Genomic DNA, 12,192 nt, shown 5'->3' with positions numbered 1-12,192 from the left:
TACTAAAAGGTTGCTTTTAAACCGATGATCACGGTACGGTTGGAAGGTGCCATGAAGTTGGCAAAACCTTGTCCGTTGCCGCTTCCGTTGAGGCTCACTTCAGGATCTGAACCGGTATAGTTTTTATGCAGGATAAAGTTGGTACCGGTAACATTCACTGCCAGTGATTTAAAAGGTGTTCCTTTCAGCATATGGCCAAAGTTGTAACCCAGTGATACCTGTCTTAATTTCAGGAAAGAACCATCTTCGATGGAGCTTTCATCCGCAGCGGAATAGATATTGGCATAATAAGCCTGTGTTAAAGGAACGGACAGTGTATTCTGTTTTTGGGTGCTTTCAATCAGACCAGGGAATACAACATTGGTACCGCGGTTTTCGGTAACCTTAGGCGTTCCGTAGAACAGCAGGTAGTGGTTGTCCAGGTTGAGGATGTCGCCACCATGTTTGTGATCAAGCACAAAGGAGAAAGTAAACGCTTTCCAGGTGAGGGTGCTGGTAAGACCGCCCAGCCATTTCGGTGTTACGTGGCCGATAGCAGCGATATCGTCAGCTACCTGTGGGTAACCATCATCGCTCAGCAGCATCTGGCCGGCATCATTACGCTTGAAGTGTGTACCCATGATCACGCCATAAGCCTGGTCGGCAAAGGCATAGATACCAGGAGTAGTGAAACCTGCGAGGAAAATGCTGTTGAGACCGGGTGCCAGTCTGGTAACCTTGTTATCAATTTTGGTATAGTTAACACCGATTTCCCATGTCAGGTTTTTAGTTTTCACCGGTGTCACATTCAGTACTACTTCCACACCTTTGTTACGCATATCGCCGGAGTTCATGCTGGCAGAAGGATAACCGGTAGCACCGGAAATCGGGGTGCTGGTAGTCAACAGGTCAGCGCTTTTTCTGTCGAAGTAGCTTACTTCCAGTCCGGCTCTGTTATGGAAGAATTTGGTTTCGAGACCTACTTCAAATTCTTTTACGCTTTCGTTTTTAAGCGGATAAGCATAAGTGGTGCTTTGCAGGTAACCGTTCTGTCCCTGGAACGGGAAGTTGATGTTGCCTACGGAAGCTTTTATGTAAGGAGTGGTTAAGTAGTAAGGGCCTACGTTGTCGTTACCTACGGCAGAATAGGACACTCTCAGTTTACCGAAGTTCATAATTTTGTTGTTAGACATCCCCAGTGCTTCGGTGAAGATAAAGCCACCGCTCACAGATCCATAAGGATAGAACTGTTTGTTCTGAGACAGTACTGATGAACCGTCATAACGACCAGTCAGTGCCAGGGTCAGCATCTTTCTCCATTCTACGTTTGCCTGTGCGTAGAAGCCCACTTTTCTGCTTTTATACAGGTTGTAGGTAGAGCTTACATTGCTGGTATTGGCAACAGTATACAGGCCAGGAACAGACAGTGCTACACCTTCCACATAGTTGTTGTTGTTATAGTTGGAGAGGATGTTATTACCTATGATCACATCTGTGGTCCAGTCCGTACCGAAGGTCTTATGTGCCTGAACAATCAGGTCATGGTTGAACTGTTGGTATTGGATATCGCGTTTGTATAATCTGCCGTCAACAGATTTGGAACCGATGATACCAACATTTTCATGATAGTCGGTATTGTTAACATACATATCGGCGCCGAATCTTTCGGTGATGGTCAACCAGGGGAGTGGAGAGTAAGACAGGTTGATCACCGGGATGATACGGTTTACTTTATCAGTCAAACCGGTATTATCCACGAGCCAGTAAGGGTTGTTACGGGCAGCGCGGTAAACCTGTTGGGAACCGTCAGCTTTAGTGGTAGGGAACGGATTCCAGGAGATCGGTGCAGCATAAACAGTCCACAGCGGATTCGCCAGGCCGTTACCTTCCAGGAGACGGTCGTTATCAGAGTGAATGTAGTTGAACTGGGTAGTGAGGCGCAGGTTTTTAGCCAGCTCTATACCGTATTTGGCAAACAGTGCATGCCTTGAATAATCGGTGTTAGGCATGGTACCATCTGTTTTCACGAAAGAGTAGGACACCAGGTAGTTGGACTTATCAGAGAAACCGCTTACAGACACGTTGTTATCTGTAGTATGACCGGTACGGAAGAAGTCCTTGATGTTATCTCTTTTTTGAACAGGCACGCCGCCTACTTTCAGGGTATCGATGAGTGGACCCCAGGAAGCAGAGCCGAGTTGACCCGCATTACCATTTACATATTTACCACCGGAGCCCTGTGCGTATTTGTCCTGGAAGCTGGGCAGGATGGGATTCTCGAAAGAATAGCTGGAGCTTACGGAAACCGTAGGTTTGCCGGCGCCAGCGCCCATGCCGTTTTTGGTGGTGATGATGATAGCGCCTTTAGCCGCTGCGGAGCCATAGAGGGCAGTAGCCGCAGAGCCTTTCAGCACGTTGATGCTTTCGATGATGTTAGGATCGATATCAGCAGCACGGTTAGAAGTACCGCCGCCGCTGAGGGCTCCGTCCGGGTTACCAGCTTCGCCGTTATCCATGGGGATACCGTCGATTACCACGAGGGCCTGGTTTTCACCGGTGAGGGAGCTGTTACCGCGGATCACGATCCTGGCGGAGCTGCCGGGCATGCCGCTGGAGTTGGTGATTTGAACACCAGCCACTTTACCGGACAATGCATTCACCAGGTTGTTTTGTTTAGCTTCCACGATGGAGGCGCCTTTTACTTCCTGTGTAGCGTAGGTGAGAGTACGTTTGTCGCGTTTGATGCCCAGTGCCGTTACCACTAATTCATTGAGTGCCTGGTTGCTGCCTTTCAGGGTAACGACGAGCGGGTTGCCGCTGGCGTCTGTTGCCACTGTCTGGTTGGCATATCCCACAAATGAGAAAATGAGGGATGCTCCCGCAGGTGCTTCCAGTTTGAAGTTTCCGTCCGGTCCGGAAATGGTGCCTTTAGAGGTGCCTTTAATGAGTACGTTTACACCAGGCAAGGGAGAACCGTCCTTTGAGTCGGTTACTTTACCGGTAATGGTCCGTGTTTGCGCGTATGCCTGCAGCATACAGATGGTCACGAACAACCAAAGGAATAACCCTTTCTTCATGAGCAATTTAGATTTTGAAAGATGATTTCTGATACCTGATAGCAATGGCATAGCCATCTCTTAGTTCGTATAGCCATTATAGTTATACGCACTAAAAGGTTTTAGTAGACAATAAAATCCTGATCCGGGACGTAGTGCCAGTTGTGTGACAGTGATGATCCGGGAAATGGTGACTAGTTAAGCGCTTGGCTTAAGTGTTCAGATAATTGGTCGCTGTTTTAGATTTAGATGTTGTTTTTTTGATTTAGATGATGCAAAAACCTTTTAAGCACAATATGTGTTGCCTTGTCCGGGAGGACCGGGCCCATATCATCGCTTCACGAGTAAGGTAACGTAACCTGGCTGGATAATACTGACGCCCAGCCCACGTCTTCCTTTAATTAATTTCTAACAAGTTCCTATGCTTCGGTTGACGGCTGCGTCCAGCAGCCCAGCATTTTCATCGTTCCTTTCTACGGCTCTCCAGTTGACTTTATAACGCGTTGTGGACAGTTACATACTTTTTATGCGATCAGTCCGATATGTATCATCGAATGGTCTAAATTATGAAAAAATTGTTAAACTTTTCAAGAGCAGACATATATGATTTTTCATAATTCATATTCTCTACTTATCAAGAGATTTCCTGTTTTTTTATCATGTGACTATAATAAATGTCCGTTTTAATATTGAATTAAATCATTAAAATCTACTTAAAATAGCGCGGGTGCTTTCCTTATCTTCGCCCCTGTTTGATTTATATCCAATCATGAAATTATCCGTTTTCCTCTGCAGCATTTTCAGCGGCCTGTTATTATGGCTGGCCTGGCCCACTATGTCCCTGACCCCACTGGTTTTCATCGGTTTCACACCATTATTGTACCTGACAGAAAAAGTACAGCACAGGGGGAAATATTTTGGATGGATATTTTTCTCTTTTTTGATATGGAATGTGGCGACTACCTGGTGGGTAGGCAACACCACTGTACCCGCCAGCGGTGTATTCGCCAACAGCTTTAACGCGCTGCTGATGAGCATTCCCTGGCTGGCTTACAAGAACAGCCGCCGGCGCCTCCCGGAAACAGTGTCTTATTTTGCCCTGATCGTATATTGGCTCACGTTTGAACTGATACATCAGACATGGGAACTGAGCTGGCCCTGGCTCGTGCTGGGCAACGCATTCGCCATGAGGCCGGGATGGATACAATGGTACCAGTTCACCGGCGCCAGCGGCGGCACCCTCTGGGTACTGCTGGCCAACATCACGCTTTACCAGGTGTGGAAACGGGCACGGATATACGACCTCAGCTGGGGCCAACTGCTCCGCCAGGAAATATGGAAACCGGCAGCTGTCATCCTGCTGCCCCTGCTCTGCTCCACATTCATCCACCCCACGCCGGACGATCCGGCGCGGAAAATCAGTGTGGTCGTGGTGCAGCCCAACATCGATCCCTATGATGAAAAGTTTACGCCCAGCTCTGTGATGCAGCAACTGGAAAAGTTCATCCGTCTTTCAGAATCCAAAGCAGACAGCACTACCCGATATATTGTATGGCCGGAAACAGCCCTGTTTCCCCAGGGCGCCTGGGAGCACCAGTTGAACTACCAACCGGAGGTACAGGCCATCCGCCGCATGCTGTTGCGGTATCCTAAAGCCAAAGTGATCACCGGCGCTGTTACCATGAAACAGTACAGTGGGACGGAGGAAGTACCCGCCACCGCCCGCCGGATGGAAGACGGCACTGCATGGGAGCCGTTCAATACTGCCCTGCAAATTGACACCTCACAAAACATCCAGGTTTACCATAAATATGAACTGGTGCCCGGCGTAGAGCTGATTCCCTATGTACGGTACCTCTCCTTCATGCAAACGCTGGCCCTCGATTTTGGCGGCATTACCGGTGGCTATGGCCGTACGCCTGGCGCTACCCTGCTGACCAACCCAGCAGACAGCATCAATATATTTCCCACCATTTGTTACGAGTCTGTTTTCAGCGACTACGTGGCAGACGGTACGAAATCCGGTGCCGACCTGCTGATGGTCATCACCAACGACGGCTGGTGGGGCCGCACCGAAGGGCACCGGCAACATCTGCAGTATGCCCGTATACGTGCGATCGAAACCCGCAAATGGGTAGTGAGAAGCGCCAATACCGGCATCTCTGCCGTGATAGACCCTGCGGGCAACCTGTATCAACCGCAACCCTACTGGGAGGAAGCCGTTTTTAAGGCAGCTGTAACTCCCAGGCGGGAACAAACGTTCTACGTCAGAAATGGCGATCTTCTGTCCAAAGGAGCAGTAATATTTTGTATCTTGTTGCTGGTACATGCTTTTATTTCACGATTTATTCCCGGCTTAAGACATGCGGAAAACAACGGATAACGGAAACAGCCAATACGATGATCAGGGCACCGGCCCGGTGGTAGTACTCATTCACGGTTTTGCAGAAAATGCCGGTCTGTGGGACATCCAGCAGGCTTATCTCAAAGACCGCTTCCGCGTTATCACCCCGGACCTTCCGGGTGCAGGAAACGTCCCTTTGACAACACCACTGACCATCGAGTCCATGGCAGATTACGTGTATACCATCCTGTTAGCCGAAAATGTGGATAAAGCAACGATCATCGGTCATTCTATGGGCGGCTATGTAGCCCTCGCGCTCACTGAAAAATACCCGCAGCTGGTGCAGGGACTGGGACTATTCCACTCTACAGCCACCGCGGACACCGAGGAGAAAAAAGAAGCCCGCCGGAAATCCATCCGGATGATACAACAATATGGCGCTGAAACTTTTGTCAGACAAACCCTGCCAAACATGTTCAGTCCCGTATTCAAAACTGCGCAGCCTGACCGTACAGACGCCTATGTACAAATGGGCATGCAGTGCACCGACGCAGCTATGATAGCCTATTATGAAGCTATGATGCAGCGCCCGGACCGCACCGGCATACTCAAAAACACAACGATACCTGTGCTGTTCATCATCGGAAAAGATGATGCAGCCATACCGACAGACATCATATTGCCGCAGATAACCCTCCCCAGGGTAAGCAGCATTCATATTTTCGATGAAGTGGGACATATGGGAATGTGGGAAATATATGAAACTGCCAACCTGATCCTGCAGCAGTTTGTGGAGTTCTGTCAACTTTGACAAGACTTTTATCACCACAACCAAAATCGCCCTGCTTTGAAGAAAATAACTCTTCTCCTGATATGCTTTGTATGCACTCTCCCCGTGTATGCCAGCCATATTATCGGCGGCCAGATTTTCTACAAATTACTACGGTCCGAAAGCGGAATGAACACCTACCAGGTAACACTGAAGCTATACCGCATCTGTGAAACCGGGGAGCGGATTGCAGAAATGCCCAGAAGCGTTATCCTGGCTTCTTTCGATAAAAAAAATAACGGCTACGTTGCCCAATACCCGATTGACCGCACCAACTTCGAAGTTAAAACCGCCACCCAGATAGATCCTTGTATTGTCAACCCGCCCAGAATCTGCTTCCAGGTAGGTACCTATGAGACAACTATCACCCTGCCCAGTAACGAAGACGGATACACGATAGCCTTTCAGAGCTGTTGCCGCGATCCCTTTATGATGAATATCGTGGCTGAACCCATTCAGGGATCTAACGACCGCGGCACCGGCGCCACCTATTTTGCAGAAATCCCGGGCACCAAAACCGGCGCTGTGGACCCGGTGAGCAACACGGTGAAAAACTCCAGCCCGGCTTTTAACAAAGAAGAAGCGATCCTGGTGTGCGCCGACAAAAAGTTTGAATACGATTTTTCTGCATCCGACATCGACGGTGACCAGCTGGAATATGAATTCTGTGACGCCTACAAGGGCGGTGACCTGACACCACAAAACGGAATCCCTCCCATGGCAAAGAATCCTCCCTATGATTTTGTGCAGTACATTTCTCCTTTCAGTGGAGGGTCTCCCCTCGGACCTAAGGTTGTTATTAACCGCAAAACCGGCATCATCTCCGGTACCGCACCCGCCGCCGGAAAATATGTGGTGACTGTCTGTGTGAATGAATACCGTAACGGAAAAAAAATAGGTACCCTCCGCAAAGATTTTCATATCACTGTGACCACCTGTATCAAGCAGGTGACTGCCGCCATGCCGGAAAAATATGCCGACTGCAGCAGCCTTACGATCACCTTCATCAACAACAGTACCTTAGGCAAACCCTACACCTGGGACTTCGGCGACGGTACGCCCCTGCTGACGGTCACCTCCCCCGATCCCCTTCCCCATACCTACGCCAAAGAAGGAACTTATTCCGTAAAGCTATGGGTGGACAAAGACAGTAACTGCGGCGACAGCGCCATGGCTACCGTATACGCCTATCCGAAATTCGATCCTGATTTCAGGGTGGCCGGACTGTGTACCGAAAAACCTTCTGTATTTACACCGGATGTAACGCGGGTAGACCGCGGCATAGTGTCCTACTACAAATGGGATTTCGGCACCGGCAATGCCGATGATACGACCAATACTCCCGCTCCCCGCTTCCAGTATAAACAACCAGGCACCTATAATGTGCAACTGTTTGTACGCTCTACTGTGGGCTGTGAAAAAAACATCCTCCATCCGTTTACCGTATATGACCGTCCGCCCTTCAGCGCTACTGCAGACACCCTGCTGTGCTACAGGGACAGCCTCCATATGTGGGCCGCCTCCGATATGCCGGGCACCTACCAATGGACACCGGACAACTATAAAATATTGAATCCCAATACGCCCAATCCGATCGTGTTTCCCAGGATAGACACAGCCTACACCGTTAAGTTCACCGACCAACAGGGATGCACCAACGAAAAAAGGATCGCGATTGATGTAAGGGACTCACTACTGATTCAGACAGTACCAGGCGACAGTACCGTTTGCACCGGCGATGAAGTCCATCTCTCCGTAGAAACAGACGGCGCCTATGCCTATCAGTGGACCAACCTGGGCAACAACCAGGTGGTCAGTAACCTGATCGATGCATTTGTTACACCGGCCCCTCCCCGGCAGACTTACAGCGTCCTGGCCAGTCTCGGAAAATGTTATACAGCCGATACCGTTAGCCTGAAGGTAGTAGACCCGCCCAAGGCAGTTGCCTACCCGGACACAACGATCTGTTTCGGCATGCCTGTTCTCCTGCGGGCCGAAGGTGGCTCCTCCTACAGATGGACCCCTTCCTTTTATGTGAAAGATCCCACCCTTCCTAATACCTTTGCCTACCCTGTAGACACCACCCGTTTTACGGTAACTGTCACGGATACACTGGGATGCCCTAAAAAAGTGACTGCCAGTGTACTGGTACAGGTCGTACCCCAGGTACATGCCTTTGCAGGCAACGACACCATCGTTATGCTCAATGTGCCGTTCCAGCTGCTGGCCACTGGTGGTTTGCGGTATACCTGGACGCCGGTCACCGGTTTGAACAATCCTAACATCCCCAATCCGGTGACGCTGATCAACCGTGATGTTACCTATACCGTTACAGCCTACAGCAAAGAAGGTTGCTCCGGCACTGACGATATCTTCATTCGTTTCATTGCAGGTCCGGAAATCTATATCCCTAACGCCTTTTCGCCCAATGGAGATGGGCTGAACGATGTATTCCGGCCGATACCGGTGGGCATGGTACAAATGGACTTCTTCCGCGTGTTTGACCGCTGGGGAAAACTGATGTACGACAACACCGCTTACATGAAGGGATGGGATGGCAGGGTAAATGGCCAGCCTGCACCTATCGGCACCTATGTATGGGTGGTACAAGGCAAGGACGTCAACAATAAAACCGTACTCCGGAAAGGCACCGTCACCCTTGTCAGATAAATCTGCTGACAGGTAAGTCATTAGGTATTCCGATATTTAATTGCATGTAATCAACTCACCTCAAACCCTCTGTGGTACCGGGAAATAAACCCCTATCCGATTGAACCGGGTCTGCTTTTTTTTTGTTAAATTCAGATAGTAGTAACCCCCAAACATGAAGAGCACCCTGTTATTGGTACTTGGCTGCTGTTTGTTTCATCTCCACACAGCCGCCTACCACATCATTGGTGGCGAAATTTATTACAAGACGATAGGTATGAATGGAGATAATTCCCGCTACCATTATCTCATCACCCTTAAACTATACCGTGACGCAGACTTTACCTGCGGCGACCGGCAGGGTTGTATTGACCGGTTCGAAAATCCGGTGGCGGCCAATGTATACACCGCCAGCGGCACCCGGGTGCTGTCTTCCGTATACCTCTATATCAGCAAGGTAGTCCCCCTGATAGATACCCTCAAAAATCCCTGTCTCGCTCCGCAGGCACAGCATCTTGAAGTAGCCTTTTATACTGCCACTATAGACCTGGCGCCTATACCCGGAGGATACTATGTAGCATCACAACGTTGCTGCCGGGGTGAAAAGCTGACCAACATATATGATTCCGAGCATGAAGGCTCTACCTACTATACCATCATACCCGGCACAGAATCCAGGCCCTACAACAACAGCGCTTATTTCAACAAAGACTCCGCCATTGTGATTTGTAATAAGATGCCGTTCAAAATAAACTATGCTGCTTTTGATGAAGATGGCGACAGTCTGACCTATCATCTTTGCAGCGCGTTGACAGATGGCACAGTCAACAATGAAACCAATTCCACCACCCCTCCGCCCTACAATTCCACGGTACGGTATATCCCACCGTATTCCGGCTCCAACCCGATGGGCGGTAATCCGGCCATCTCGATCGATAATCAGGGCATGATCACCTGCACGCCCGACAGGGCAGGTAAATTCGTGGTCACGGTATGTGTGAACGAGTTTGACAGGGTGACTAAAAGACTATTGGGCACCCATAGCAAAGATATCCTGCTCACTGTGTTTGACTGTACCACCAAGATTGTGGCCGGTTTCCCATCGGTACTCAACAACTGTACGGAATCACCTGAACTACAGGTAGCGTTCCCCAATTACAGTATAGCGGGTTATACATCTTCCTATTACTGGACCTTCGGGGATGGTACTGATACTACTACAGCAGACAAAACCATTTTCTTTCACCAGTATCCGGATACCGGTGTTTATAAAGTAAAACTGGTAGTCAACCCTCACCTTTCCTGTAGTGACAGTATTACCGGAATCGTGCGCAATTATCCCGGGTTACAGGCAGGCTTTACCAGCAGCGGGGTTTGCAAAGGAGACCCTATCAGCTTCACCGACACTTCCTCTTATCGCTGGGGCAACATTATCAGCCGCACGTGGGAATTCGGCGTAGCAGACAGTGTGCTGGTCATGGGCAACACGCGTGACATAGCGCACCGGTTCGATAAAGGCAACCTCTACACCGTTTCCCTCACGTTGCATACCGATAAACAATGCGATAAAACGGTTACCCAAAGCATACGCATATACGAAGTATTTCCTTTTGCCGGCAATGATACCATTTTGGCCAAAGGGCAGACCATGGTCATGCAGGGCAGCGGCGGCAATATTTATTCCTGGCAGCCTTCCGATGGCCTGAGCGATCCCGGTATTGCACACCCGTTGCTGAACTATAACAAAGACATCACTTATGTACTGCGGGTGTCCAATCAGCAGGGCTGTACCGGATATGATACCATCAGCGTAAAATATTATACCGGCCCGGAGATGTACATCCCCAACGCCTTCACCCCCAATGGCGACGGTATCAACGACCGCTTCCGCTTTATTCCCGTGGGCATTGTCAATTATAAATTCTTCCGGATATTTAACCGCTGGGGACAGGAAATCTATTCGTCTACCGACTTCAGAAGCGGATGGGACGGTACCTACAAAGGAATGCCCGCCCCGGTGGACACCTACCTCTGGATATTACAAGGCACTGATTTTAATGGCCGGGAAATATTTAAAAAGGGCACTGTCACGCTCATCCGTTGACCACCGGAAAAAGTATCGTTTTTAGGCAATATCACGCTAATTTTACAGTATTGTTTCAACAGGCATTCACCCATGGTGATCGCCATTAATCAGTTATTATGGGAATCGTTCTTATCACAGGTGCTACCGCTGGTTTTGGCCAGGCATGCGCAGAAACATTTGCCTCAAAAGGATATGATGTGATCATCACCGGCCGGCGCAAAGAAAGGCTCGACGCTTTACAGATACAGTTATCACAGGAATATGGCGCCAATGTACTGGCGTTGAATTTCGATGTACGTGATGAAAAGGCCGTACAGGAAACGCTGCATGGTATTCCTGAAGAATGGAAAGCGGTGGACATACTGGTCAACAATGCCGGACTGGCTGCCGGTCTCAGTACCATCGATGAAGGAGACCTGGATGACTGGAACGCGATGATAGACACTAATATAAAAGGTTTGCTGTACGTGTCACGTGTGGTGATTCCATGGATGCGCGCCCGTACTCACGGCCACATCATCAATATCGGTTCTACCGCCGCTAAAAATGTATACGCCAAAGGCAATGTGTATTGCGCCTCCAAAGCTGCCGTAGACGCTATCACACAGGGCATGCGGATAGACCTGCTGCCTTACCGGATCAAAGTGACGGCCGTCCACCCGGGTGCTGCGGAAACAGAGTTTTCCATTGTTCGTTTCAAAGGTGATGAAAACAAGGCCAAAGAATTCTATAAAGGCTTTATTCCGTTGAGCGCCAAAGATGTGGCTGATGTAGTGTATTACTGCACGTCCCTGCCTCCGCATGTGTGTATCAATGACCTGGTACTAACACCGTTGCAACAGGCTAACGCCTATTATATTGATAAAAATTAACACGTTTATGTGAGTACATAGTTAAGTCCGTTTTTCTATATTTGAAATCATTTATATATTTTTTACATACCCTATGTGTAAAAAATTTATACCAATGCCATCATCATCAGACTAAATCCGAGACGATAAGACTATCCTCTTACTGAAAACCATATCCCTATGCTTACGTTCTTAACTATGTACGTATTGCGCCTGTATTATCCTAGATGGAAAGAACAGTGGCGCCTTTATTTCGGAAAGACCCGTAGAGGCTCTTATGGCCGCTGGGCATCCCGCAAAGACTGGAGTGAGGGTTATAGCTGGAGCTATAGCTGAGTAAGAAATTATCAAATGAAACAGGGCCGGACAAATGTCTGGCCCTGTTTCATTTGGGTATT

General features: G+C 49.1%; 7 protein-coding genes. 6 read left to right on the top strand and 1 reads right to left on the bottom strand.

Features of this window, described 5'->3' with window-relative positions; genetic code table 11:
• Positions 1-2: 2 nt before the first annotated feature.
• Positions 3-3,056 carry a SusC/RagA family TonB-linked outer membrane protein gene (locus tag HHL17_RS07800; protein ID WP_169224180.1) on the bottom strand — a complete coding sequence of 1,018 codons (3,054 nt, stop codon included), beginning with the start codon at positions 3,054-3,056 and terminating at the stop codon, positions 3-5.
• Between the two features lie 748 nt (positions 3,057-3,804).
• Here HHL17_RS07800 and lnt point away from each other — a divergent pair.
• The 6 genes from lnt (at position 3,805) to HHL17_RS07770 (ending at position 12,130) form a co-directional block, all read left to right on the top strand.
• Positions 3,805-5,418: an apolipoprotein N-acyltransferase gene (gene lnt, locus HHL17_RS07795; protein ID WP_169224179.1), complete on the top strand. Its 1,614-nt coding sequence runs from the start codon at positions 3,805-3,807 to the stop codon at positions 5,416-5,418.
• On the top strand, positions 5,399-6,190 hold the full coding sequence (locus tag HHL17_RS07790; protein ID WP_169224178.1) for an alpha/beta fold hydrolase: 792 nt from the start codon (positions 5,399-5,401) through the stop codon (positions 6,188-6,190). The genes lnt and HHL17_RS07790 overlap by 20 nt, the downstream gene beginning before the upstream one ends.
• A gap of 36 nt (positions 6,191-6,226) precedes the next feature.
• The gene (locus HHL17_RS07785) at positions 6,227-8,878 is read left to right on the top strand and encodes a PKD domain-containing protein (RefSeq protein WP_169224177.1); all 2,652 of its coding nucleotides are present in this window, start codon (positions 6,227-6,229) and stop codon (positions 8,876-8,878) included.
• 154 nt (positions 8,879-9,032) lie between these two features.
• Complete coding sequence (locus tag HHL17_RS07780) at positions 9,033-10,961, top strand: PKD domain-containing protein (RefSeq protein ID WP_169224176.1); 1,929 nt, start codon at positions 9,033-9,035, stop codon at positions 10,959-10,961.
• Positions 10,962-11,059: 98 nt separating this feature from the next.
• Positions 11,060-11,815, top strand: coding sequence for an SDR family NAD(P)-dependent oxidoreductase (locus tag HHL17_RS07775; RefSeq protein WP_169224175.1), 756 nt, complete (start codon positions 11,060-11,062; stop codon positions 11,813-11,815).
• Between the two features lie 159 nt (positions 11,816-11,974).
• Positions 11,975-12,130: a hypothetical protein gene (locus HHL17_RS07770; protein WP_169224174.1), complete on the top strand. Its 156-nt coding sequence runs from the start codon at positions 11,975-11,977 to the stop codon at positions 12,128-12,130.
• Positions 12,131-12,192: the final 62 nt, after the last annotated feature.

Source organism: Chitinophaga fulva (assembly GCF_012927205.1).
In the GTDB taxonomy this organism is placed as follows: domain Bacteria; phylum Bacteroidota; class Bacteroidia; order Chitinophagales; family Chitinophagaceae; genus Chitinophaga; species Chitinophaga fulva.
Note: the sequence above shows the minus strand (reverse complement) of the source record. Positions and strands in the feature narration are given on the sequence as shown.